The sequence below is a fragment of the Marinobacter manganoxydans MnI7-9 genome (assembly GCF_000235625.1).
In the GTDB taxonomy this organism is placed as follows: Bacteria; Pseudomonadota; Gammaproteobacteria; order Pseudomonadales; family Oleiphilaceae; genus Marinobacter; species Marinobacter manganoxydans.
In genome coordinates, this window is record NZ_AGTR01000029.1 from 1 (window position 1) to 25101 (window position 25101).

Below are 25101 nucleotides of genomic sequence, written 5' to 3' on the forward strand. Positions count from 1 at the left end.
TTAAGGGACACTAGTGTTCCGTCTGGTTAATTCCTAAGCGAAAATGTGCTACAATTCGAGCTATTGTTCACGAGCTCGGAGACTCTGTTTTGGCCCGGAAACCAGCACCCTTTAATCTTACGGTAAACGATTAACTGGAGCTGGAAAGCTGGCTGCGAACAAGCACGCTGAGTCAGAATCTTGTTCTGCGAGCACGAATCGTTTTGGCCCTGAATGCCGGTGAATCACCCAAAGTCGTTGCGGAGCAACTGGGAACCACGACGGCCACGGTATTTAAGTGGCGTAATCGTTACACCGAACAGGGCCTGAGCGGTCTTCGGGATGCACCAAGACCTGGACAACCCAGAAAGCTGGATCAGAAAAAGGTTAAAGCAATTCTTGATGACACGGTCAAAAAGGTGCCCAAGGAATCTACCCACTGGAGCATCCGGTTGATGGCCGAATATGCCGGTGTCAGTCACTGGCAAGTGCATCAGATCTGGAAAGCCGCTGACCTGAAACCGCACCGGCTGAAAACCTTCAAAATAAGCAATGATCCGGACTTTGCTGAGAAGGTTTTCGATGTCGTTGGCCTGTACCTGAATCCGCCGGATAACGCGCTGGTGCTGTCGGTTGACGAAAAAACGCAGATCCAGGCACTGGATCGCACTCAACCAAAGCTGCAACTGAAACCCGGCCAGATCGAGCGTCGTACCCACGATTACAAGAGGCACGGGACGACCAGCTTATACGCGGCCCTGAATATCCTGAACGGCGAAGTGATTGGGCGCATTACACAACGCCACCGCGCCAAAGAGTTTCTCGATTTCCTGAGACAAATTGATCGAGAAACACCGAAAGAGCAGGACCTTCATCTGATTCTGGACAACAGCTCGACTCACAAAACACCAGAGGTGAAAGCCTGGCTGGAAAAACATCCCCGGTTCAAGCTTCACTTCACACCCACCAGCGCCTCTTGGCTGAATGCCGTGGAGGGTTGGTTTGGTCAACTGGAACGCCGCGCTTTGTATCGTGGCATTTTTACCAGTGTCGGCGAACTGAAGAAGGCGATTCGTCGCTTTATCCAAACTCACAATGAGAAACTGGCAAAGCCGTTCCGCTGGCACAAGAGTGCAGAATCGATTATGACTTCAGTGGCGCGAGCAAAGCTGAGTGTTATTGATAATAAATAAAGGGATTACCCAGACGGGACACTAGCCGCTGCGATGAAAGCTGAATCATTAGCAGACATCAGGGCCAGCGGTTCAAAGAGATAAGATGTCCGGAAGGACCCTGGAAGCGCCAACCATGATGTTTAAATGCCCCACGCGGTGTAAACTTGTCAGCGTATGCAAATGCAGACTCACCAGTCCTCGCAGATTAATGCACCTTCTCAGACGATGCTCAAATGTATGGCTAAAATCATACGGGCCGACGCTCCAACACCGCCACTAGCCAACTACCTATTGAGGAATGGCATGGGGTTATCGGGGACGCCACTCTGGACCGGCTCGTTCACAACGCTTCCAAGATCAATTTCCTGGGTGAATCCATGCGAAAACGACAAGCAAAGTTGACGGGCACTGCGAGTTCGGAGTAAGAAGAGAAATCCCGCGTCGCTACGCTCCGATGCGTGGCAGGCTTCACGTGAAATGGGTGGCAACCTTCAGCGGTTTACACAATTGGTTAGCATAGTATCTGTTCGACAGCACTGAAATGGTCCAGTATTATGCCACCCGCTGCCTCTGGCACTACGATCACGAACGGCCCAATATGGGACTCGGAGGCATTACTCCTCAACAAAAAGTTGTCATGATGGTATGAGGTCTACTTTTGAGCCCTTCTAGAAAGGGGGGTACCAAGGACTGATAGCTGTATGTCGATAGCACGCAGAATAAGTTTCCTGCTAAACAGAGAAAGAATTCATCCACCCAACCCGGCATATACGCAGGCTGCAGTTCTGATTGGTATAGTTCAGGCTCCATCTGGCGAACGAGTGATTTTCAATCGAAGAGCCTCGAGCATGAACAATCACGCTAGCGAGATCTGTTTACCCGGCGGTGTACTTGAATGTATTGATCACGACTCACACACTAATGCAGCTTTGCGAGAGGCCAATGAGGAAATCGGACTACCGAAGGAGAATGTTCAGGTTATGGGGGTACTTGAGAGCTGTACCACCAGTCAACACATAGAGGTAACCCCAATAGTCGCAATAGTCAGGCCACCCACCGAATGGATTTTACAAACACATGAGGTTGAAGAAGTCGTGGAGCTACCCCTGAGCACCTTCCTCGAAGCAAGAAACTACAGGCATATTTCCAAGCCATACTTCGGGAGAGAGGTGAATACTGTTTCGCTCACATGTAACTCTTGCGAAATATGGGGGCTTACGGCGAAAATCATGATGCAGCTACAACAACTTGTAAATCGGGACTCAAGTTACTAATTCGAAATAAAGTAAGCGAACATTACCCGGAGATATAAGCAAAATCCGGATGGCCAAAAAACGATTTCAATAGTCGTGGCAATTTTTGCAAACGTCGAAGCTGCCGGTAAACAGTGCTCCGAAGTTGTTCTTTGCTGTTAATGATCTTTTTACCGACGTGATGGTATTTGATATAGCCCCAAACAGACTCGTCAGGATTCAGCTCCGGCGAGTACGGCGGCAGGAAGAACAACCTGAGCTTGCCGTCGAGACTCTCAACATAGTCTCGAACCCGACGAGCATGATGAACCGGGTGGTTATCGAGGATCAGGAAAACCGGCTTGCCAACGTCTTGCACCAGAGCCTTGAGGAAACCAAGAAACGCATCGGTGTTCATGTTGCCCTGAATGGTCTTAAAGCGAAGCTCGCCGCGAGGCGAGATGGCCGAGATCAGATTGATGCTGAAGCGACTGCCCGTATTACGGATGATCGGAGTTTCACCCCTGGGTGCCCAGGTGGTGCCACTGTGATAATCAGACCGAATGCTGGCTTCATCGCCGAAATAGATGGTGGCGCCGACTTTTTTTGCTTCCTTGCGAATTTCCGGGTAGGTCTCTTCTTTCCATTGTTTCACGGCCTCTGGCTTTTGCTGGTAGGCCCGATGCAGGGGTTTCTGAGGCGTCAGCCCCAGGTTTCGAAGCAGACGACCGACCGAGACATCGCTTAACCGGACGTTGAACTTTTGCCGGATGAGCTCACGCACTCGGCCCCGAGTCCACAGGGCAAAATCAAACTTCAACTGGTCCGGCGTAAAGGTCGTTATCCAGATATACAGCTCCCGGATCTGAGCGCCGCTCAGTTTCTTGGGGCGACCGGAAATCTGCTTGGCCTTGAGCGCGTCAAAGCCACCCTCGCGGTAGGCAGCCAGCCATTCATAGATTCGTGCTCGGCTCATCCCCAGCGCTTTGATGACGACTTCTGGACTCTCGCCATCCATGACCCGTTGAACGGCGCGAACGCGAATGGCTTCTAATGTTTTGTGATCAAGTTTACGACCGTCATCGTGGCGCATGTGTGTAAATATCCGATAAGCTTGGCGAACGGAGCCTACATTATAAATGATGTTCGCTTACTTTCGAACCCATTAGTAAGTCTATGATTCCCTGATATCTCGAGCAGAAAGTTCGTTTGCAATGGTTTCTGCATGACTCCGCAGAATGCCTGCCACTTCTTTTATCTTTTCCTCGCCGAGCCTTACAGAGGGGGCAGACATTGAAATAGCGGCTTGCAGGTGATATTCCTCACTGGTCGGCATGGGAATGGCAACTGCCACACAGCATAGACCACGCTCAAACTCTTCGTTGTCCATAGAGTAGCCCTGAGTCCGGATTTGATCCAATTCTTTTAGAAGCTGTTTAGCGGTCCCGATTGTAGAATCAGTATACTTTTTAAAGGTACAGGTCTTGGCGTACTGTTTGCAATAATCATCTGGCAATCTGGATAACAGAACTTTGCCCACTCCTGTGCAATACGCTGGCAACCGTGCCCCCATTCGAGTTCTTATCGTAAGGCTCCGCGCACCCTCACCTTTTGCCACGTAACAGACTTCATCATTGTCCAGGATTGCAGCGTGGATAGTTTCGCCGAGCTGATCCGCCAGCTCATCTACGTGGGGTTGGACGATGCTGTTCATCGCATCAATCACTGACACACGCCCTCCAAGAGTAAACAGTAGAAGCCCTAGCTCAAAGTGGCCGCCTGGCATTTTAACCACAGCGCCAACCTGCTGCAGCGTTGTCAAAAATCTGTGGGCAGTAGCAATATTGATATCGAGTTTTCTCGCAACCTGAGAGAGCGTAAGCTTCTCGCCAGCGTAAGAAAAAGCATGCAAAATCTGAAAAGCTTTTATGACCGAGTGATTTACTGGAGTTGCCATTTAAATACTCTCTTCCCCATAGTTCTCTAGCCGGAACGCTCCATGATGCCCCTGAAAGAGCCTCTGCTTCTGCCTGAAAAGAACCAGAATCTACACTGAAACGAAAAGCAGCGAAGACTAAACTAATTCCAAAAGAGAATCAATTGAACGATCCGCATAGACTTCGCACATAGCGACATTTGATCGGTAACCGTATCGGACGTAAACGGATTTCATCCCCGCGTTTTTTGCCGCCATTACATCCGAAAAAGAATCCCCTACCATCATGCTCGATTTCGGCTCCCCACCTAACTCACTCAGTGCATACACCAGCATACCCGATTCAGGTTTATAACTACCAAACTGATCAGCACAAACAACAACTTCAATCAGATCATCCAATCGGAATCTGGAAATTATCGACCCCGTGAACTCAACCGGCCGGTTAGTGACAACACCAACTCGAAAATTCTGGTCTGTGAGTGTCGCCAGAATACTACGTGCACCCGGGTATAGAGAGGCGTACTTTCCATTGGTTTCCCGGTAAAACGATAAAAACAAATTGTAAGCGTTTAAAAAGTCATCTTGTGAAACGATTCTATGGTGGATACTCACGTATCTGTTGAATACTCTCTTGAGAAGCGTTTTGGTTCCCAACCCTACCCAGCTTCTGACGTATTCTTCCTCGACAAAGGGTAAACAATAATGAGCCATAACCTGATTTATACTGGAGCAAATATCAGGAGCACTGTCCACCAGAGTGCCGTCAAGATCAAACAGTGCAACCCGGCAATAGTCACGATTACCAGAGACAATGTCAGCTAAGGGGATCTTTCCGGCCATACTAATCAAACCTCAAGCAATCGATCATCATCCACGGGCTTCTGAAACTTTCCTTGCTCTGCGCAGCAAAACTATACTACCAATGATCAGCACCAAAAGGAGTACGATGCCAATAACCAGAAAGCCGTTCGAAATTCCCAAAAATTCAATCACAATGCCCAGTCCAATAGGTACAACTACACCTGCAAGTCGGTTCGCAGTCGATCTTAGCCCAACACTCAGCCCCTGCTGCTCTCTTGGAATGGCATTCGATAAAACTGAGAGAAGTAGTGGCAAAGAAACCCCCATTCCCAGGCCGAATATAACAGCTGCGGTGAAAAAGATACTGAATCCGGATAGGTAGGGCGTCATGGAGATGAAGATGATTGCGATGGATATACCACCAATCAATACAACAACCTGAGAGCCAAACACTCGGGAAGCGGGCGCGCCTAGCAAGGTGGCGAGGCCTGAACTGAGTCCCGCAACACCCATCAAGATTCCAATATTGAACTCATTTTGCCCAAGGTGGACCAAGGCGACAGCATAAAAGGAGGCCTGTATGCTATAGGCCGATATTCTTAAAAAAGTAGCAAACACCACCAGATCCACGCCCGGCTCTTTCAGCATGACAAAAGCCTGCCTGTATACCGACCACTTAGGCATCAGGTTTTTCCAGGATGTTATGGGCTCTTTGGGGCGGTCACCGACCGGAAGGAAGTATACGGCAGCGAACAAAAGGAAACCCCACAATGAGATAATGCCAAAACCGGCTATCGGGCCACCGAGCTTCCACGCGAAACCCACCAGCACAGGCCCGGCAAGGTTTCCCATGTTAGTGGCGAAGCTGAAGCGCCCGGCACTCTTCGAGTCTCCTTGAGCAACTCTGGCCAACGCTGTCTGTGCGCCTATCCAGGCCAGTGAGCTGACCAGGCCGCCAAACAGCTCCAGAATGAGCACGGCAATAATAAAAGGAAAGACGGGATAAAGCCAGGGTAAAAGCCCATTGAGTATAGCCAGCACAAGGAGTGTGCGGCGAACACCGAGCTGGTCCATCAAAGAACCACCATGAATGGAAAGGAACAATGGCACAAAAGAGCGGGCACTGAGAATGACACCCATATAGGCCGGTGGCACGCCCAGGGAAATACACCAGAGGGGAATGGCCAACCCCTTCATCAGGGTTATACTCAGTGAGAAAAAAGCAGCTGCGTATATCGCCAACATGCTGACTTCATTTGTACCTGCACTGGCACTACTTTTCGATTCCATTAAGATACCTATTTATATCTCTGTCCTGAATCCGTGAGTTCAACCGGCTGAAACTGTATCCAAAGCCTGCAATAACAAGGCCTTGGGCGATATAATAGCACCTGACATCCATTCACCCAGTCAGTGCATTTGGCTCATGCGTACTTTCACTCTCCAGCAATCCCGAACCGAAGTCTATACACCCCACGGCGGACTGGCCCTGGTGGGCCACTGCCTGAACCGGCACACGTCGCTTATCAAAACCGCTCGCACGGTCGCCAAGCGCCACGGTATTCCGAACATTGAGCTGATCCGCACCTACCTGGGCCTGATCACGCTGGGCAAGAGCGACTTCGAGGCGGCCGAGCCGGTACGAACAGATCCGTTCTTCAAATCGGCCATGGGCATCAAGCAGTCGCCATCTTCAGCCCGTTTGCGCCAGCGATTTGATGAAGATGCCCAAGCCCTGACGTCATTGCTGGAGGATGCCAGCGTTGAATTTCTTCAGTCCGTCGAAGCGCCGGTGTCACCACTGGCGATGGGCCATGTTGCCCTGGATATGGATGTCTTTCCCATGGACAACAGCCAGACCCATAAAGAGGGTGTCAGCTACACCTACAAGGGTTACGACGGCTATGCACCCATTGCCGCGTATCTGGGCCAGGAAGGCTGGTGCCTGGGTTGCGAGCTACGCCCTGGCAGCCAGCACGCCAATAATGGTTTTCTGGATACCCTCGAACGGGTTTTGCCCCGGGCCCGGTCACTGACGGACAAGCCCATCCTGCTGCGTCTGGACAGTGCACACGATGCCCGTGACAATCGCGACTTCCTGCGCGAGCAGGACCAGATCGACTTCCTGATCAAGTGGAACCCTCGCAAGCAGGACCCCCTGGCCTGGGCGGACAAGGCTCAGGCCCAGAAGGCCTGGACACTGGAGCGCGACGGCAAGATGGAAGCGGTTCTGTCAGAAGACCTTCCGGACGAACCCGGTCTGCGCCGCATCGTGAAGGTCACTGTTCGCACCAGTGATGCCGCTGGCCAGTTGTACCTGGAGCCGGAGGTCAGCCTCGAAGGCTGGATTACTTCCTTACCAGTCGACGAGGTCAGTGACCAACAAGTCATGGCGCTGTATAGCGACCACGCCACCAGCGAACAGTTTCACAGTGAGTTCAAGACCGACCTGGACCTGGAGCGCCTGCCCTCCGGCAAGTTCGACACCAACAACCTGGTCATGGCCTTCGCAACGATGGGGTACAACGTGCTGCGCTGGATGGGCCTGAGGCTGACCGGCCCGGATGCGCCGGTGCGCCACCCGGCCAAACGCCGTCGCCTGAGAACGGTGATGCAGGAACTGATGACCATGGCCTGTCGCCTGGTGCATAGTGGCCGGCAGTGGATCCTGCGCTTTGGCCGGCACTGTCCGGGCTTTGCCGTTTACCAAGATCTTTACGAAGGAATCGCCTCCTCCGGATAAGCCAATTCGACAACGGCCATATCTTAAAACCACCCGGGAAACCATGCCGGGGCAATCCGCTATTGCCTGGCGACCCTAGTTTGATCAAAAAACAGCCAAACCCTGATGGCTGGTCGACTTCAGCCTGCACGTTCCAGGCATTATCAACCTGCTTTTGGTCAAGTTTTCACTCACATTAGCGCCGATGGCGCTTTGCGGGGTATATTGGCCTGCAAAGTCACTGATTCAGGTCTGTAATAATGATCACTTCATACAAAAACATTCCCTGCTTTACTTCGGGTTTCCCCTGATCAATAAGCCTGAGCCGGAAGAAAAAGGCGCCCTTTTCGGAAAATCCGGGGCGCATGGCAACGACGCTGAGCAACAACCACATCGTAATCAGAACAGATTGTTCATACTTCGATCAGCGAACAAATTTCTCTGTAAGAACAGTCTTGACTTCGGCTTTTCTTTCGTCTGAAAGACCATCAAAGATGCTCTGGACCAGTTCGTCCTGTTCCGCAGCTGACAGGTAATTAATGGGCCGATTCATGTCTTCCGCTGCCTTGAGGAACGCTTCATTGGTGAGAATATCTTCGACCTGTTCTGCCAGGAAATCAGACCGTGCAGAGTCCACGTCTCCATGCATCAGCAGAGCTCGGCCAAGGGTGGTAATATTGGAACGGAAATCCATCCAGCGCTCACCTTCTTCATCCAGATTTCCAACTTCGAATATGGTCGGAGTGTCGGGGAAGAGCGCATCACGCTCCCGGTCCAGCGCGGCCAGAGGCACCAGCGAGTCGTCGCCCACATAGTTGATTGCAGAGGTGGAGCTCACAACGACGCCATCGGCCTCACCCCGTACAACCGCGAGGGCAATGGCACTGGTGCCGTCGTAACCCAGTACAATTGAAAGTTGATCTGCCGTCAGATTCAGTGCTTCGGCCATCGCTGCAGTAGCGTCGGATACAGAATCCGTCAGGCCAGTTGCGCCCCAACGGCTACCTTCAGCTTTCATGGTTTCCAGAGCTTCTTCAAAGGTGCGTTCCGGATTTTCGGCACTCCACATCGCCATACGTGTGTCTACCACTGCCCGTCCCAACCAGGTCATTTTGCTCAGGTCAAAACGAGTTCCCGGCCGATCTGTCAGCTGTGCCAAGGCGGCCGATTCCGCACTAGCAAGCATAATAGTGGTGTCATTACCACTCTGAGCAAGCCGGTTCAGGGCCAGAAGCCCACCACCGCCGGGTTGGTTTTCCACGACGACTGTTGCGTCCAGGCGCTTTTCCAGCTCCGGAGCAATCATACGGGCGTACTCGTCATAACCACCGCCAGGATTAAACCCAACGACGATTTTGACGGTTTTACCTTCATAGTAGTCCGCCGCACCCTCTGCATGGGCGAGATTTCCGAATCCAAGAACTATGGCCGTCGTTACAGCAGACGCCATCACTGTTGATGCGAGTTTTCCGATTTTATTTTTGTTGCGAAACATTGCCTTCCCCTTACTTTCAGTGGTCAGTGCAGCGCGCCCAACTTGACGCGACGCGCTGCAAATCCGCATCTCAACCGGTTACTGGCTGGAATGCAGGTGTTACCTATTGAGCAACATTGAATTTATCCATCTTCGGAGTGACACCGTTCTTCTTCATTTCTTCGAGCCAGATCTGATGAATGCGTGGATCCTGGTCTTCATACTCCACCTGATCACCACCATCCTTGATGCTGGTAGATACCGCACCCCTTTCGCCAGGCTTCATACCCAGGAGTGATTTCCGGCGGTCAGTGGTAAACGGATACCGCAGACCACCAACACCTGTTGCCAGGTAGCGGGCTGGATCCTGACTGGTATTGAAATGCTGGTGGAACTGGCGATCTGCAGGCGGGAACACGACACCGTGTTTCCAGTCGATACGGGTGAAATCTTCTTCGCCTTCGAACCACAACATAGAGTAACCGTGCCCCGTTACACACATGACGTGGTAGCCTGGGCCATGACGGTGACCTTTTTTGTAGGTTCCCACGGGCATCTCGGAGATGTGGGCGTGCATGGTGCCATCGGCAAGCACGAACATGATGTTGCTGCCGCCTGCACCACGATCACCCCACGACTTGAGCTCAATGCTGGCCAGATCCGGTACGAAGTTGGTCTCCCACATGTGGTTACCCGGGCGCACGGTAATCAGGTCACCCTCGCCTGAGAAGTACTTCTCTTTACCGGTACGCTCGCTGAAATCGAAGTCATTGTTAAACACGAACTCTTCATTATGAAACGCGTTCATCACCATCGGCATATCAGTGGTGGTTACCAGCAGAGCACGGTCTTTGCCACTACCATTAAAGAGGCGATAGCGGGCATTCAGCGGAATCGCAAACAGGCTCTTGGGGCCCCATTCAAAGGACTGCGTAGAGCCATCGGCAAATTCGAGCTGGGTACTTCCACGCCCCTCCAGCACGTAGAACACATCTTCATACAAATGCTTCTGAGGTGCGGTTGATTTTCCTGGTGCAATCTCGTAGAGAAACATATTGCTGAAATCACAGCGGCCCTTGAGATGCGCCGCTGCACCCTTTACATGGTCACCGGCTCTGGCCCATGGCTTGGTCTCCAGTTCAAACAGATCAATACCAAATGCCTCTGTTACCGGCAGCCCTTCACGCTCGACCCAGTCCATGTAGAAGTCGACGCCATATCTGGGGATATCTTTATCACTCATACTATTTACCTCTGATTAATTTACTTTTTAAGTTCAAACACTCTTAAAGGGGTGTCAGCCCTGATTCACCGAGGCATCTGCCTCATGAAAACAACAACGACTTGATGACAACGGGCACCACTCCCGGAGGGTCGAGGAACTCGCCGACATCAACAAAATCCAGTTCTTGCAACTTGACACCGTCCACCGACACAAGACTGCTCTCCAACCCGAACTCATGCTTGAGCAGGTGCCCAAGTGTTCGGGCAACGTCACCGTCGATCATCAACAATAAAGGGGCCCCCCGCTTGCCTCCCGGCGCAACTGCCCGGAGAATACCCTCGCTCACCGCAGCAAGTCGCGAATACTCGGGATCACCTTTCCACGTGAAAGCCAATGCCATCTGGTTGTCATGATTCAGGTCCATCTTCTTCATTCCCGCGCGGATGGTTTCAGCCACTGACGTCGAATCAATTTCCCCTTTAAACTCGAGGTCAACACTCACCACCGGAACGTTGTGCACCGGCAATACGGAATCACCAGCGAGGAAAATGGTTTTTCCACTGACCTGAACCGTGAACTGGGAAGCACCAATGACCGTTGCGCGAATACCGTGACCGGGGTCGAGCATTGGAAGATTGAGCCTCTCAGGCAATATCCTGCACAACTCAGTGGAAAGCATCTTGGCTATGTCGCCATACTCTTTGGTTTCGCGCCCGAGAATGTATTCCGACACACCCCCGGAGAAAGTAAGCGCTGTTGGCTGCATAGGCCGCGGCAAGGTTTCGGTCAGTTGCAACGACATTCCCAGACGGTCGAGGGACTTTCCCGAGATAAAATCGACAGCAACCTCCGCCAGCCGGGTTACAATTTTCTTTCGGTTGCTCTCGTTAGCCATCGACTCCGGATCGGTGGCAATACCCAGTTCCTCGGCAACCAGGCGCACAGAATCATCCACCCGCGTCCAGGCACCCTCATCATCCTGTGCTAGCAGCCTGCCGCCGACGGCGAATGCACAGACGCCCAGCACTTCACCCTTGTTTATCAGTGAAAGCTTGGTTGTGCCGCCACCAATGTCGACGTGAAGAACGCACTCGTTCCGGTCCTTGGATAATTTGGCGGCACCTGAGCCGTGGGCTGCCAGAGTACATTCGAGCTTGTGACCTGCTGTCGCACACACGAACTTTCCGGCTTCCTCCGCAAACAGCTCATCAATCGCCCGCGCGTTGTGCCGCTTGATCGCCTCTCCGGTCAGGATGACAGCGCCGCTGTCAATGTCGCTTCGTGCGATGCCGGCGCTCTCATAGGATGTGCGAATGAATGCAGCCAACTTGTCTGCATCAATGTTGCCATCACTCAGAAAGGGCGTGAGCATGATGGGCGAGCGCCAAACCACCTCGCGATGGGTTACGACAAAGCGGCTGGAGAGCCCCTGTGACCGACGCTGCAGGCGAACCGTTGCAAACAGCAAGTGAGAGGTGGAACTGCCAATATCGATGCCGACCGTGTTAAGTTCCACGGTTTCCTGCCGCCAGATAAAGTTGGCAAGCTCGGCTTTATCTTCCTCATGCATGTGGCTGTGCCCATGCTGATGATCACCATGCAACTGCAGCATGAAATACTCTCCTTTCGAAACATTCGTGACTTGAGATGTTATTTATTCCCGCATCCAGATTGGCTCAATGGGCAGGGGCACTCCCAGCAACTCATAAAAGCCAATGTAAACAACCGCAAATATCAAAAAACCGGTAAGTATCCGTTGCCACCATGGCAGCCCGTGATAACTGGTATAGGCGAAGCTGAATGCAAGAAGCCCGACAATAAATCCGAATACATAACCCAGAGGAAATACTGCGCTCAGCCACAATGCGCGCTTGAGCAATGAGCAGCGTCTGTTGCCTTCGGAGAACAGCTCACTCTCATCATCCAGTTCCTTTTCAGACGCGGTAAAGGACCGGACCGCCAACCACCCTGCACAAAGCACCAGCAGGGAGCCGGCCATTACCGGGAACTGGAGCACTTTGGCCGAATACCCCCAGTGAAAAATGGCCATTAACAGCATGGTTGATGTAAATAGCAGCAGAACTGCCGCACTGAAAAAATTACCTTGTCTACAGGTCATGAGTGGTCACCTCTTTCTTGTTGTTTAATGCTTTTTCAGCTTTTAACGCTTTATGGGCCCGATGACTTTTCATTCCCGCCATGACAGCGCCAGCAACTATAAAGAGAGCCAGAACCAGGCATATCGGCCTCAGGAAAAACAAGCTGCCATAGGTATTGAGAGAGATATAAAGGTAGGTTTCGAGCAGCGGCGCCAGAACGAATCCCAGCAATAAGGCAGGCCTGGAGAAGCCGTAGGCTTTCATGGCAATACCGACCGCACCGAAGATGAAGACGAACAGAACGTCAGCAAAATTGTTATTGGTGGAGTAAGCCCCCACAACGACCAGCGTCAGAAGTATTGGCGCCAGCATATGGCCCGGTAATAGAGTGATTTTTGCCAGATGTTTAGCCAACAGCAGCAAGACCAGCGAACCGATCAGATTGGCTCCCACCAGCACAAACGCGAGCCCGTAGGCCATGTCCATATGATCTTCAAGAAATTTAGGACCAGGTTGCAGGCCCAGCAGAAGGAACCCTCCGATCAGCAACACCATTGCACTGCTGCCCGGAACGCCAAAGGCAAGCGTTGGCACCAATGCGCCACCGTCTTTCGCATTGTTGGAACCTTCCGGCCCGATAACTCCTTCAATCGAGCCTTTGCCAAACTGGTAAGGCCGCTTGGAGGCCTGTTTTGCAGCGCCGTAGGTTACAAACGGGGCTGTTTCACTACCAACACCGGGTATCAGACCGAGGAATACACCGAGGATTGAAGAACGAAGCAATACCCACTTACGTATGACTGCAGCGCGCGCACCCAGCCAAACCTGCTTGTGGGTAATTTCCATCGGACTGCCGTCTGGGCGCGTGGCCGCGATACTCCGCCCGGACATCAGATCAATAATTTCCGGTATGGCGAACATACCCAGCGCCAGCGGAATCAGCCGGAAACCATCGAGCAGATAGTCGATCTCCATCCAGAACCGGGGCACACCGGTTGTATTTTGATAACCGAAAGTGCCCAGGAACAGCCCGAAGGCGCCGGCGGCAAGCCCTTTGATAGGTGACCCACCACCCAGCATCGCCAGGTAGCTGATGCCCAGCAAGGCCAGGAAAAACGTTTCCGGTGAGCCGAATGACATAACTACCGGGCGCACAATGGGGAGCAGCGCAAACAGCACCACAGCACCGATAACACCCCCCAGGGCGGAGCTCGACAATGCTGCCCCCAGGGCGTAGCCGGCACGTCCACGCCGACTTAGAACATAGCCGTCAATGATGGTTGCCGCGTTGCTCGGAGAGCCGGGGATGCCCAGCAGTATTGCGGTTACCGAACCCCCGGTCGACACCACCGCATAACTGGCCAGCAAAAACGCCAGGCCGACAATCGGCTCCATGCCATAAACCAGCGGCAGCAGTACCGACAGGGCCACAAGTCCACCCAGGCCCGGCAAAATACCGAATACCAGCCCCACAGGGACCGCTGCAAGTAGGACCAGGAACACATCCCACCGTGCGAAGTTCATCAAACCATTCAGTAAATCACTCATTCGTTGCCTCGATGTTCACCCTGCCACCAGCCACATTCGGGCGACTGATGCCGAATGCCGTTGAATTGGATTCGTTCGTACGGGCCCGCTTCAGGTAAAAGCCCCATAACAGGACCGCGGCTATCATCGCACCACCCTGAACGAGCAGGTTCGGAACAATCAGCGCGCAAGCAAGAGCTGCAAACAGAATCCGCCCGAATCCGTTAAGGCGTGTTGTCAGGATCCAGCCGTGAAGCGAAACCCCGAAGCACAACACCATGACCGCTGCGGCCACCAGAGCACCCGCAATAGCCAGTACGCTACCCTCCATAAGAAGGCCCGGATTGAAGATGAAGAAGAACGGCAACACATAGCCAGCCACAGCCAGCTTCGACGCATAAGGTGCAACCGAGAAAGGGTTGGCATTTGCTATGGAAGCCGCAGTAAAGCAGGCCACTGCGACAGGAGGCGTAATGGCCGACATGCACGAGAAGTACAGAAGGAACATGTGTGTACCGAGCACCGGCAGGCCGAACTCGCCGATCAGAACAGGCGCAAGCAGAGCCGCGCCCATGACATAGACGGCAACCGTAGGCATGCCCATGCCCAGAATAATCAGCACCACTGCGGAAACGATAAGGGATGGGACCAGAAGGCCTCCGGCAAGGGCATAAAGTACGGCGGCCGCCTTGCTGGAAAGGCCTGTCATCTCAATAGAGCCGATGATAATCCCTGCAACAGCAACAGCTGCCGTCAGGGGCACAACTCTAAAACAGGTTTCCACACATCCTGAGATCAGTTTTCTGGGGCCAATGGCGTGCCGAACAGCGATCCAGCTGGTTACCAGGGTAACCAGACAGGCACCTGCAGCGACGTAGGCGGGTGAAAAACCACTTAACAGAAAGTAGGTCAAAACGAAGATGGGAATCAGGCTTGGCCAGCCACGACGCAACGCCACCATCAAGGTAACGCGCTCTTCAGCAGACATGGCCTTGATACCAAGACGCCGGCATTCGAAAGTGTGTGACCGGTTATCACAGAGTGGTTACGACGCGCTTGCCCCATCCCTTTTTGATCGGCTGGAGCCAGGCGTCCAGCTGGGCTACTCGGTTGAGGACGTTGATAAAGGAAGGGACCTGCGTTCACGCCTGGACTGGAATGACGCACTCAACGACACACTGGCAAGCATTAGCTATCTCGCCCAGTCAGGCCCCGTGGCCGTTGTAGGTTTCTGTTACGGGGGAGCCATCGCCTGGCTGGCAGCCAGCACACCCCATGCCCGGATGGCGGTCTGTTACTACGGTTCCTACATCCACCAGTTCAGGGATCAGCACCCTCAATGCCCGGTTCTACTCCACTTCGGGGCACTTGATTCTATTATCCCTCTGGAGAACGTCGAAGACATCAGGGCCGAAAACACGGAGGCCAACCCTGATATCTGTATCTATCCCGACGCCGGACACGGATTCAACTGTGATTTGCGGGACAGTTTTCATGGACCCAGCGCTGAGCTGGCGTGGCAACGCACCCTGGATTTTTTATCGCAGAACTTCACCAGGGCCTGAACAGCCCGGGCTGAGGTATCTCATACCTGACGCCGGAGTATCAAGGAGTAAACATGCAACGTTTCACGGTTTCACTTGACGACGATCTTGCAGAACTTTTTGACCAATTTCTCCATCGCTTCAGCTACAACAACCGCTCCGAGGCGATTCGGGATCTGATCCGGAAAAAACTTGAAACAGACGAGCTCGAGCATTCCCTGGATGGCCACTCTGTTGGCACGATTACCTACGTGTATAGCCATAAGGAACGTGAGCTGGCAACCCGATTGGCACGGATACAGCATCAACACCACGACGTTTTGGTGTCGACGTTGCAGGTGCACCTGGATCATGACCATTGCCTTGAAACACTTGTAGCCCGTGGCCCGACAAAGGAGCTAAGGGCGTTCAGCGAAAACCTGATTGCAAAACCGGGCATTCGTCACGGTCAGATCTACCTTCTGCCGGTGGTTTATGAAGTGGCATCCCACAGTCACAACGGGTTATCCACGTCCCATGAGCCACACCAGCACGTTCATACTCACCCGGCCACCTGAACTGGCCAAAGCGAAAAGGAATTAACGATGTCAGCGAGTTTCCAGAAAACAAGAAAATACGGCCTTGTTGCAGGTGTCTGGTTATTCATTGTGCCTGCCATTTCATCGGCCCATTTTCTGGAATTGATCCCTCAACACGCTGTGGTTTCAGAACAGACTGGCCGGTCCATTAATCTCGATATTCAATTCACCCATCCGATGGCCAGTGGTCCCAGAATGGATATGGGCACGCCGGTTCGGTTTGGCGTAATGACGAGGGGAGAGAAAGAGGACCTGCTGGGTTCTCTCACCAAAGAAGAGGATGACGAAAAGCGACACTACTCCTCAGGCTACTCTATACAGCAGCCCGGTGATCATGTCTTTTTCATTGAGCCGGAACCCTACTGGGAGCCCTCAGAACAAGCCATGATCATTCATTACACGAAAGCGATCGTCAGCGCCTATGGTGGTGATGGCGCCTGGGATCAGCTCGTCGGCATGCCGGTGGAAATCGAACCTATGACCCAACCCTATGGATTATGGTCCGGAAATCTATTCAGGGGCGTGGTGCTGAAAGATGGCGAGCCTGTGCCCGGTGCAACGGTAGAAGTTGAGTGGAGAAACGATGGCTCGGTAGCCATCCCTTCTGATGAGTTTGTAACCCAGACCATTAAGGCCGACCAGCAAGGGGTATTCAGCTACGCGATGCCCCGTGATGGTTGGTGGGGGTTCGCTGCACTGCTAACGGCGGATAAGCCGATGAAAAATCCGGATGGCGAAACCGTGGATGTCGAAGAAGGTGGACTCATCTGGGTTTACGTTCAGGATATGGAGTAAACAGCCACGTGGCTCACATACCGGAAGGCATTCTTTCTGAGCCAGTACTGATCGGTGGTGCTGTCCTGGGGGTCGCAATGCTGGGCTATTCGCTGAAGCGAATGCCGGCAGAAAGCATCCCCCAGACAGCTCTGCTTGCAGCTGCCCTGTTTGTTTCTTCTTTGGTCAGTATCCCTGTGGGGGTCAGCAGTGTTCATCTTTTGCTGAACGGCCTAATGGGCATTGTTCTGGGCATCGTGGCGGTGCCCGCCATACTGATTGCCCTCGTCCTTCAGGCGGTTTTCTTTGGCTATGGAGGGCTGGTTGTCCTGGGCGTTAATCTGGTCAACCTGGCGCTCCCAGCGGTGTTGTGTGCCATTGTCATACGTCCGCTAATTCACAACGCGTCACCCAGGAAATCATTCTGGCTCGGTCTTCTCGCAGGCGGCCTTGGTGCCTGCATGACGGGCATTCTGTTAACGAGTTCTATCATGCTCTCTGATCCAAACCTGATTCCCGCAGCCAAGATCATCCTGCTAACTTTTGTTCCTTTGATGGCTATCGAGGGCGTAATTACGGGCTTCACGGTTGGGTTTATCAAGCGTGTCGCACCGGAATTAATTCTGCCAAAGGAGGGCCGTCATGTTTAACAAAACTCTGCTGACAATTCTTGGTTTTCTGATCTTCCATGGGCCAGTACAGGCGCATCAACTTAAAGTGTTTGCTTACGCTGAACAGGATCGAATCACCGGAGAAGTATACTTTTCTGGAGGTCAGAAGCTGAAAAATGCACGGGTTTCTCTGGCCAGCCTCAAAGGTGATGACGAGATCGCAAACACACGCACGGATACCGACGGCAGCTTCTCTTTTCCTGTTAATGTTCGCCAGGGCTACCGCATCAGTGCCAATTCGGGGGAGGGTCATGTTGCACATTGGGACGTCCAGATGTCCGAAGTGATTGTGTCCGAATCAGAACCGGACAGTCTGCAACCGTCAAACCCTGCTTCTCTACCTCCGTTGTGTGAGCCTCAGTCAGGCAAGTTGAAGACACTGATTGAAAGTGCCGTTTCCGGCCAGGTTGCTCCGCTGCGTGCGGAGCTGCAGGAGGTCCAGGATGAACGGCGAATTCAGGACATACTCGGGGGTATTGGTTATATAGCAGGACTCGCCGGGCTCGGTATGCTCTGGTTTTCCAGGCGTCGGGGATCCAGGCTGTGAGTAATGCCCTGCACGCTCAGACCGATCAAAGTGGTACTTCTGCGATCAATTATCTTGATCCCCGTACAAGACTGCTAACAGCGGTTTTGACCACAGTCACACTGATCAGTATTGATAGTCTTGTCATACTCACCGGTGCCCTTGTGTTTGCAGCTGGGATCACGGCACTTGCAGGCCTCGGTGCATTCTCGGTGGTTCACCGTTTAGTTCTGCTGGAAGGGTTCGTGATTGTCTTGCTGTTGGTTCTTCCTTTTACCACCACCGGGGAACCCTTATTCGAGCTCGGACCGATTGTACCGTCAGGGGAGGGCCTTAAGCTTGCAGCGGTTATTGCCCTCAAAATCAATACCATTACCTTGCTGAACCTTGCTTTGATTGGAACCCTGTCACCGCTGCAGGTTGGCAATGCACTCAGGCTGTTGAGAGTGCCCGGGAATCTGGTCCAGTTGTTGCTCATGTCGGTTCGTTATATCAGTGTACTGGAGAACGAATATGCTCGCATTCGTCGCGCCATGAAAGCAAGGGCGTTCGTCGCCAGATCCAATGTCCACACCTGGCGCACTTTTGGCTGGCTGGTCGGCATGTTACTGGTAAGAAGTTTCGAGCGCTCGCGCAGAGTGAGCAACGCCATGAGGTGTCGCGGCTTCAACGGTTCCTTTACCTTTCATTCAGAGAGCCAATGGAAAAGTTTTTGACAGTATTACCCTCACACTAGCCACCGTTACCTCCGTATGCCTGATATTCAGGAGTTACATGACATGACCTCTTCCTTACTGGAACTCCAGGGTGTAAACATTGATCGGAATAACGAACGGTTGATAAGTGACATAAACTTCCACCTGAACCCTGGCGAAAGGGTTACTTTACTTGGAGCGAACGGCACTGGGAAGTCCACATTTCTGGACGCTCTGGTCGGGCTCCATCCACTATCAGGGGGGGATTACACCGCATTCGGAAAAACACTCAACAATAAATCCGACTTTCATCAGATACGGTCGAAAATCGGCCTGGTGTTTCAGGATTCTGATGATCAGCTGTTCTGTCCTTCCGTAATCGAGGATGTCGCCTTCGGTCCTATCAACCTCGGGCACAGTCCCAGGCATGCCAGGGCTATAGCCCTTGACACTCTGAACAAACTCGGCTTGGGGGAATTATCAGAAAGGATTACCTATAAACTGTCTGGCGGAGAAAAGAGGTTGGTCTCTATCGCGACTGTGCTCGCCATGGACCCAGACATCATTCTTCTGGACGAACCAACAACCGGCCTTGATGAAAGCGCCAGGCAACGACTCATCAAGTGTCTGGCAGAACTCTCACAAGCGCTCGTCTTCACCTCACACGACCAGGATCTGATTGACCAGTTGGCTACACGGGCAGTGCTGATAAAAAATGGATCTTTCGTGAATTCCATTCTTCATCAGCACCCCCATGTTCACGTTCACTCACACAAACATGTACATTCAGATGACGACCTCACACACACTCCCCCTTCAGACCCGGAGCATTCATCTCATTATCATCCCGGCGATGCGAACAGGCAAAAAAGCTAGACGGTCATCAGGTTCCGGAATAACTGAATCGCATTGAGAAGTCGACTGCTTTCAGGTCTTTGGTGAGTGCCCCCACAGAAATGAAGTCTACCCCTTTTATGGCATAATCCTTCAAGGTATCCCAGCTCACTCCTCCGGAGACCTCAATGAGCATCCGGCCCTGATTCAGTTTTAGCGCATCATGCACCAGTTGCGGTGTGAAATTATCCAGTAACACCATGTCTGCGCCAGCAGTCAGGGCCTCTTGCAGTTCATCAAGGTTCTCGACTTCAACTTCCAGTTTCGAGTAGCTGTTGTGTTGACGCGCAACCCCTACAGCCTTGGTGATGGAGCCGCAGGCGACGATGTGGTTCTCTTTGACCAGAAACGACTCCGCAAGGGTAAGGCGGTGATTGACGCAGCCTCCGCATGCGGTCGCGTATTTCTGGGCAACCCGAAGCCCTGGCAAGGTCTTACGGGTATCAAGCAACTTCACACCCGTGCCAAAGCCTTTAAGCGCATCCGAGTACCGCCGCGATACGGTCGCGATGCCCGAAAGCATCTGGAGGAAGTTGAGTGCAGTACGCTCCCCTTGCACCAGTGCACCAGCCGGTCCTGAGAAGCGGCAGAATACCTGGTCGGGAATCAGCGGGTCGCCGTCATCAACGTCCCACTCAATGGTAATCCTGGGATCAATCTCCTGGAAAACCTCATCAAACCATTCTCTTCCACAGAACACAGCGTGTTCCCTGCAGATTATTTGCCCATGAGCAACATGTCCATAAGGAATCAGGCCCGCCGTGATGTCCCCGGCTCCGAGATCCTCGTCCAGAGCACGTCTCACATCTTCCCGAACAACCAATCTTGATACACGCACTTGTTTTACTCCTTGCTAATTTAACAACACGCCTGGTTCGAGACAAAAGCCTCAGTTTATAGGAACGCCTGATTCTTGAAACCCGCGGGTTACGTTAATAGAACGGATCGTAGTGTATCTGGCCAGTTGGAACATTTCCCTGCAACTGAAGCATCTTTGTGGTCGCCTGAACCATTGGCGGCGGCCCGGCAAGATAACATTCGAACCTTGAAAGCTCATTTCCAAGTTGATTCTCTACGATCTCATGAATGAATCCAGTGTCACCCGTCCAATCCGATGCATATTCAGGCATTGAAATCGCGGGCCGGTAATGAACACGCCTGTCAAAACCTGGTAGCGCTTTCAGTTCATCAAGGCCACACAGGTCCTCTGGCGTTCTGCCCCCGAAATAGAAGTGTACTTGACGGCCTTCCATATCAGGGTCCATCAACACGCCTCGCGCGATGGACAGCATAGGCGAAATGCCGGAACCACCAGCGATACACAAAATATCCCTTTCACTTTCAGCGCGCAGATAGGCGTGGCCGTATGGTCCATCGACGACAATCCTACCCCCAACCCTGAGCTCATCGAAAAGCGCACCGCTGACTTCCCCCCCGGGTTTTCTTCGAATCCAGAACTCCCATACCCCGTCCCCATTGGGAAGATTGCTCATGGAGTAAGCCCGTGGCCCCCTGCCGTCAGGAAAGGTGAGCATTGCGTATTGCCCTGGCAGAAACTTTGCGTCCGAGCTATCGGGGGCCTGGAAGCAGAACTCAACAATGTCACTTGTGACATCCCTACGGGAACTCAGGGTTGCCTCAAACCGGGCTGGCAGATTGATCGGCGCATATTCCGGGTCGGTGCGCATTTTAATCACGAGATCAGTTTTGGCTTTGCATTGACAGGCCAGCTTTCTACCCTTTTTTATATCGCGGGCACTAAGAGCTGGCGCGGTGGGCCAGGGCTCTTCAATTTCGCCTTCGATCAACTGGAATTTACAAGTACCACAACCACCGGAGTTACACTCATAGGCCAGACCATAGCCGGCTGTAAGGCCTGCGCGAAGGATACAATCCTGCGATTCAGTTTGTTCAAACTGCTCACCAGTACCCTCAATCTTGATGGTAGGCATATTTTTCCCTCGTATATTATTGATCTGATTTCTTTTCGACGACAATCTCAAGATCACAGCTCGAACTTAAGACTTCATCAATCCCAGGAAGCGCAAGCAATTGTGGTCAGTCAGGGCCATCACATCCTGCTCGTTGAGCCCCAGGGACTCAAATCGTTTGCCCGGGTGTTTATCCCTGATAACAAAAGGATAATCCGTGCCCATCATTACCTGCCGGATGCCATAGATTTTCGTCAAATAAGAGATTGCGTCTTCATCATAGACGAGAGTGTCGTACCAGAACCGACGAGCCTGCTCCATTGGTGACAATGACATTGCTTCCCGCAGAGCACCGCTGACCTCCCAGCCATTCTGAAGTCGGGGCAAGGTCATCGGAAATGCGCCACCGCCATGGCTGAAGGCAATCCGCAACTTTGGAAAACGCTCAAGGACACCATTCACCAGGAACGAGGCAATACCTATGCTGTTCTCATTTGGGAATGCAACGAGAGGCTCCATCAACGGCAACGGATACAACCGATCCTTATTGGGATGAAGTGCATGAACAAACAGACACATATCTTCTTCTTCCAAAGCCGCAAAGAATGGGTCAAAGCGACGGTCGCCCATGGCCACGCCATTGATGTTGCTTCCCACTTCCACACCCAGCAAGCCGAACTCATTTTTAAGAACTCTGACTTCCTTTGCCGCAACATCCGGATCCTGTAGAGGCACCATGCCCAATCCGAAGAATCGATCTGGAACCTCCGCCACCAGGCTGGCAATCGTGCCGTTAATATGGCGGCCAAATGCAAGTGCGTCCTGTGTATTGAACCAGTAGGACAACAACTCAGGCATCGGTGACAAGACCTGCCGATCAACGCCCTCTTCGTCCATTTCCCGTAATCTTGAGGTGGCACTCCAGGATGTATCGTTCACTTCTCGGAATGCTTTCCCTCTGATCATGACGGTTTTATGGTTACCGTGCCCACAATGCATGCAAGGCCATGCATTGTGGGCATCATTGCCAGGGTAAGGTGGGAAATTATCAGGCACCACATGAGTATGTGAATCAATCATAACGCTCTCCGCCCAAGGCCTTACGCCGGGGCTTTACCCTCATCAAGATTTACATAGACACACCCACCCTCAACTGTGACGGGATAGGACTTAAGGGGTAGCACGCACGGAAAATCAACAGCCTCACCTGTCCGAATATCAAAGGTGCCACCGTGGAAAGGACATTCTATGATAAAATCATCGTCCACCTCGCCCTCCGCTAGGCTGGCCTCTCCATGCGTACAGGTGTTATCTGTGGCAAAAAAATTGCCCCCAACTCTGTAAACGACAACAGGAGGTTGATCGGGCGGGTCAATCCTCACCATTTCATTATCCGCTAGGTCGTCTTCCTTACACACATAGAAATGTTTTCTGTCGTTTGCATCATTCATGTTTACTCCTCATTGATTCAAGCTATTCCGTACATGGTAACCATCATAACGCCCAAAACTGTGGCAATGGTTCCCATGACCACCTTTGTTGTAAAAATTTCATCTGCACGGAGAAAAAGGTAGGACATCAACAACACAAACAACGGTGTTGTCGATGCAAGAGGCGCTACAATCACAAGATCCGCATACTGCAGTGAAAAATAGAGAAGAACCGGGCCAAGTGAAGAAAAGATTCCCGCCAGAAGAAAGAACCCGAACTCATTCGTAGTGCAACGAATTTTCCTGAATCCACTGCTGCCCCCCGTGTAAATGCTAGCAAACAACCATGAAGACGTTGTCGTTACCGCTGCCGCGGTAACAGCATCCGTTCCTATATCGATTCCGATCTTACGAAATACCATCGAGATCCCGTAAGACAAAGAAGCCACCATTGGCAGAAGAAGATAGGATTTCGGAACCGCCTTCAAGCTGGCTGTTTGGTTTTTTCCTCCCTGAGACCCAACAAACACACTCCCAATGATAACGAGCAACGCACCAAACAACCCGAGAAGCGTCAGCGTCTCCCCAAGAAACGCCATGGCAAGCACCAACGTAACCACCGGGTGGGTCAATGTCAGTGGTGTTGTGATGTTAGAGCCTAGCTTCGCCATCCCCAGAAACTGGAAAAGACGCCCCAAGAGAGGGGCGAATATACCCGCGATGAAAAAGTATCGCCATTGCCACCAGTCACCAAACTGCCAGCCATAACCAACGAGACTCCAGCCCCAGAGAAAGACCACATTGATGGCCAACGTAACCCATAGAGCAGTTTCGCTGGAAGCCGTCTTTACCCCAACCCTGACAAGGGTAAAGGTAAAAGCAAACATCAATGCGGAAGTCAAAGCCAGCGTAACTGCAATCAATTCACTGCTCATGACCTGCGTACCCGGGATGAGTCTATTCCCGGCAGTGCCTTACACACCCTCCTTGACGCGAGAATTCGCTGAGATTCAAACTCCATCTTCAGCTTACCTCCGAAATTCTCATGCCTCGTTTCCCGGTATCTATAATTTCACCGGTGATGTAGGAAGCGTCTGGAGAGGCCAAAAACGCAATTGCCGCGGCCTGTTCATCCACCGAAGCGGAACGCTTAAAGAGCCCCTCGCGGCTAACGTAGTCATAAAACTGTTGATTCCAGGCTTTTTCCTGCTCTGTCAGTTCGCGATCAAGCCTCGGAGTTGGCCTTTCTTTAACCGCGGTATTACCGGGTGCAACACAGTTGACCCTTATATTGAAGTCCGCTAACTCAATAGCAAGTGATGTTGTCAATCCAACCACACCACCTTTTGACGCCGAATAGGGAATCCGGAAAATCCCCATGGTCGCATTTGAACCAACGTTAACAATGGCACCGCCATTTTCCTGCATATGAGGAATAACAGCACGGCAACACCACATCGGCGGCCAGAAAGAGCGGTCCACTTCCGCCCGGATCTCTTCCTCCGCGTAATGCCAGAACGGCTTCTTCCAGATCGTACCGCCCACGTTATTGACCAGAACGTCTAATTGGCCAAACGCGTCAACACCGGTTTTCATTGCCAGTTCGGCGCCGGCCAGAGTTGACAGGTCGGCAACCGCGATCACTGCCTCAATACCTTCTGCTTTCATTTTTTGGGCAGCATCGGTGATCGGTTTTTCAGCCTTGTCAGCCAGAACCACCCTGGCACCTTCGTAACCGAGACGCCATGCAGTCGCAAGACCAATACCTTGTCCCGCGCCCGTTATTAATGCTACCTGTCCGGAAAACCGCTTACATTGATAATTCGTCATTCAAATCTCCAAAAACATGATTCGATAAAAGTCGGCCTTTATCGTATGGTCGGCT

General features: G+C 52.3%; 26 protein-coding genes and 2 pseudogenes. 12 read left to right on the plus strand and 16 right to left on the minus strand.

The features are described from left to right. Positions 1-134 precede the first annotated feature (134 nt). The 4 genes and pseudogenes from KYE_RS07920 (at position 135) to KYE_RS22315 (ending at position 2428) form a co-directional block, all read left to right on the plus strand. Positions 135-1172: an IS630 family transposase gene (locus KYE_RS07920; RefSeq protein ID WP_050898280.1), complete on the plus strand. Its 1038-nt coding sequence runs from the start codon at positions 135-137 to the stop codon at positions 1170-1172. 236 nt (positions 1173-1408) lie between these two features. Then, positions 1409-1579: pseudogene (locus KYE_RS21085) on the plus strand (ATP-binding protein); the annotation flags it as partial. Between the two features lie 98 nt (positions 1580-1677). After that, positions 1678-1803 (plus strand): annotated as a pseudogene (locus KYE_RS21925) (IS3 family transposase); the annotation flags it as partial. 52 nt (positions 1804-1855) lie between these two features. Next, on the plus strand, positions 1856-2428 hold the full coding sequence (locus tag KYE_RS22315) for an NUDIX hydrolase (RefSeq protein WP_081467516.1): 573 nt from the start codon (positions 1856-1858) through the stop codon (positions 2426-2428). 22 nt (positions 2429-2450) lie between these two features. Here the strand turns inward: KYE_RS22315 and KYE_RS07930 are convergent, their stop codons facing one another. The 4 genes from KYE_RS07930 to KYE_RS07945 form a co-directional block, all read right to left on the minus strand. Further along, positions 2451-3479 carry an IS630 family transposase gene (locus KYE_RS07930; RefSeq protein ID WP_008172148.1) on the minus strand — a complete coding sequence of 343 codons (1029 nt, stop codon included), beginning with the start codon at positions 3477-3479 and terminating at the stop codon, positions 2451-2453. Between the two features lie 81 nt (positions 3480-3560). After that, entirely contained in the window at positions 3561-4343 is a 783-nt protein-coding gene (locus tag KYE_RS07935) for an IclR family transcriptional regulator (protein ID WP_008172149.1), read from the minus strand. Positions 4344-4460: 117 nt separating this feature from the next. Then, a complete protein-coding gene (locus tag KYE_RS07940) occupies positions 4461-5165 on the minus strand; it encodes an HAD family hydrolase (RefSeq protein ID WP_008172150.1) in 705 nt (234 codons plus the stop codon). 27 nt (positions 5166-5192) lie between these two features. Continuing rightward, on the minus strand, positions 5193-6416 hold the full coding sequence (locus KYE_RS07945) for an MFS transporter (protein ID WP_008172151.1): 1224 nt from the start codon (positions 6414-6416) through the stop codon (positions 5193-5195). A 136-nt stretch (positions 6417-6552) separates the two neighbouring features. Here KYE_RS07945 and KYE_RS07950 point away from each other — a divergent pair, with 136 nt between their 5' ends. After that, positions 6553-7869: an IS1380 family transposase gene (locus tag KYE_RS07950; protein ID WP_008172152.1), complete on the plus strand. Its 1317-nt coding sequence runs from the start codon at positions 6553-6555 to the stop codon at positions 7867-7869. Between the two features lie 403 nt (positions 7870-8272). Here the strand turns inward: KYE_RS07950 and KYE_RS07955 are convergent, their stop codons facing one another. The 6 genes from KYE_RS07955 to KYE_RS07980 form a co-directional block, all read right to left on the minus strand. Continuing rightward, on the minus strand, positions 8273-9343 hold the full coding sequence (locus KYE_RS07955) for a Bug family tripartite tricarboxylate transporter substrate binding protein (protein ID WP_008172154.1): 1071 nt from the start codon (positions 9341-9343) through the stop codon (positions 8273-8275). A 103-nt stretch (positions 9344-9446) separates the two neighbouring features. After that, positions 9447-10565, minus strand: coding sequence for a hypothetical protein (locus KYE_RS07960; RefSeq protein WP_008172155.1), 1119 nt, complete (start codon positions 10563-10565; stop codon positions 9447-9449). Positions 10566-10647: 82 nt separating this feature from the next. Next, on the minus strand, positions 10648-12159 hold the full coding sequence (locus KYE_RS07965) for an ethanolamine ammonia-lyase reactivating factor EutA (protein ID WP_008172157.1): 1512 nt from the start codon (positions 12157-12159) through the stop codon (positions 10648-10650). A 42-nt stretch (positions 12160-12201) separates the two neighbouring features. After that, complete coding sequence (locus KYE_RS07970) at positions 12202-12666, minus strand: tripartite tricarboxylate transporter TctB family protein (protein WP_008172159.1); 465 nt, start codon at positions 12664-12666, stop codon at positions 12202-12204. Beyond that, positions 12656-14194 carry a tripartite tricarboxylate transporter permease gene (locus KYE_RS07975; protein ID WP_008172162.1) on the minus strand — a complete coding sequence of 513 codons (1539 nt, stop codon included), beginning with the start codon at positions 14192-14194 and terminating at the stop codon, positions 12656-12658. Before KYE_RS07975 ends, KYE_RS07970 begins: the two co-directional genes overlap by 11 nt. Then, on the minus strand, positions 14187-15161 hold the full coding sequence (locus tag KYE_RS07980) for a TRAP transporter large permease subunit (protein WP_008172163.1): 975 nt from the start codon (positions 15159-15161) through the stop codon (positions 14187-14189). The genes KYE_RS07975 and KYE_RS07980 overlap by 8 nt, the downstream gene beginning before the upstream one ends. Positions 15162-15165: 4 nt before the next feature. Here KYE_RS07980 and KYE_RS07985 point away from each other — a divergent pair, with 4 nt between their 5' ends. From KYE_RS07985 to KYE_RS08015, 7 genes are all read left to right on the plus strand, one after another. Next, positions 15166-15738 (plus strand): dienelactone hydrolase family protein, encoded by a 573-nt coding sequence (locus KYE_RS07985; RefSeq protein ID WP_158217742.1) that lies wholly within the window; start codon positions 15166-15168, stop codon positions 15736-15738. A gap of 53 nt (positions 15739-15791) precedes the next feature. Next, positions 15792-16274 carry a nickel-responsive transcriptional regulator NikR gene (gene nikR, locus KYE_RS07990; protein ID WP_008172166.1) on the plus strand — a complete coding sequence of 161 codons (483 nt, stop codon included), beginning with the start codon at positions 15792-15794 and terminating at the stop codon, positions 16272-16274. 27 nt (positions 16275-16301) lie between these two features. Beyond that, a complete protein-coding gene (locus KYE_RS07995) occupies positions 16302-17090 on the plus strand; it encodes a DUF4198 domain-containing protein (RefSeq protein ID WP_008172167.1) in 789 nt (262 codons plus the stop codon). An 8-nt stretch (positions 17091-17098) separates the two neighbouring features. Next, entirely contained in the window at positions 17099-17719 is a 621-nt protein-coding gene (gene cbiM / locus KYE_RS08000; RefSeq protein WP_008172168.1) for a cobalt transporter CbiM, read from the plus strand. Beyond that, positions 17712-18287, plus strand: coding sequence for a carboxypeptidase-like regulatory domain-containing protein (locus tag KYE_RS08005; RefSeq protein WP_008172169.1), 576 nt, complete (start codon positions 17712-17714; stop codon positions 18285-18287). Before cbiM ends, KYE_RS08005 begins: the two co-directional genes overlap by 8 nt. Then, positions 18284-18982, plus strand: a complete 699-nt coding sequence (gene cbiQ, locus KYE_RS08010) for a cobalt ECF transporter T component CbiQ (RefSeq protein WP_008172170.1) — start codon at positions 18284-18286, stop codon at positions 18980-18982. Before KYE_RS08005 ends, cbiQ begins: the two co-directional genes overlap by 4 nt. A 63-nt stretch (positions 18983-19045) precedes the next feature. After that, positions 19046-19837 carry an energy-coupling factor ABC transporter ATP-binding protein gene (locus tag KYE_RS08015; protein ID WP_008172171.1) on the plus strand — a complete coding sequence of 264 codons (792 nt, stop codon included), beginning with the start codon at positions 19046-19048 and terminating at the stop codon, positions 19835-19837. Positions 19838-19844: 7 nt separating this feature from the next. Here KYE_RS08015 and nadC read toward each other — a convergent pair whose 3' ends face one another. The 6 genes from nadC to KYE_RS08045 form a co-directional block, all read right to left on the minus strand. After that, positions 19845-20693, minus strand: a complete 849-nt coding sequence (gene nadC / locus KYE_RS08020) for a carboxylating nicotinate-nucleotide diphosphorylase (RefSeq protein ID WP_008172173.1) — start codon at positions 20691-20693, stop codon at positions 19845-19847. 94 nt (positions 20694-20787) lie between these two features. Then, positions 20788-21807, minus strand: a complete 1020-nt coding sequence (locus tag KYE_RS08025; protein ID WP_008172175.1) for an FAD-binding oxidoreductase — start codon at positions 21805-21807, stop codon at positions 20788-20790. A 66-nt stretch (positions 21808-21873) separates the two neighbouring features. Continuing rightward, a complete protein-coding gene (locus KYE_RS08030; protein ID WP_039881927.1) occupies positions 21874-22866 on the minus strand; it encodes an amidohydrolase family protein in 993 nt (330 codons plus the stop codon). A gap of 20 nt (positions 22867-22886) precedes the next feature. After that, positions 22887-23237 (minus strand): non-heme iron oxygenase ferredoxin subunit, encoded by a 351-nt coding sequence (locus KYE_RS08035; RefSeq protein WP_008172179.1) that lies wholly within the window; start codon positions 23235-23237, stop codon positions 22887-22889. Between the two features lie 17 nt (positions 23238-23254). Beyond that, positions 23255-24151, minus strand: a complete 897-nt coding sequence (locus KYE_RS08040; protein WP_008172181.1) for a DMT family transporter — start codon at positions 24149-24151, stop codon at positions 23255-23257. Between the two features lie 88 nt (positions 24152-24239). Continuing rightward, positions 24240-25046: an SDR family NAD(P)-dependent oxidoreductase gene (locus tag KYE_RS08045; protein WP_039881928.1), complete on the minus strand. Its 807-nt coding sequence runs from the start codon at positions 25044-25046 to the stop codon at positions 24240-24242. Positions 25047-25101: the final 55 nt, after the last annotated feature.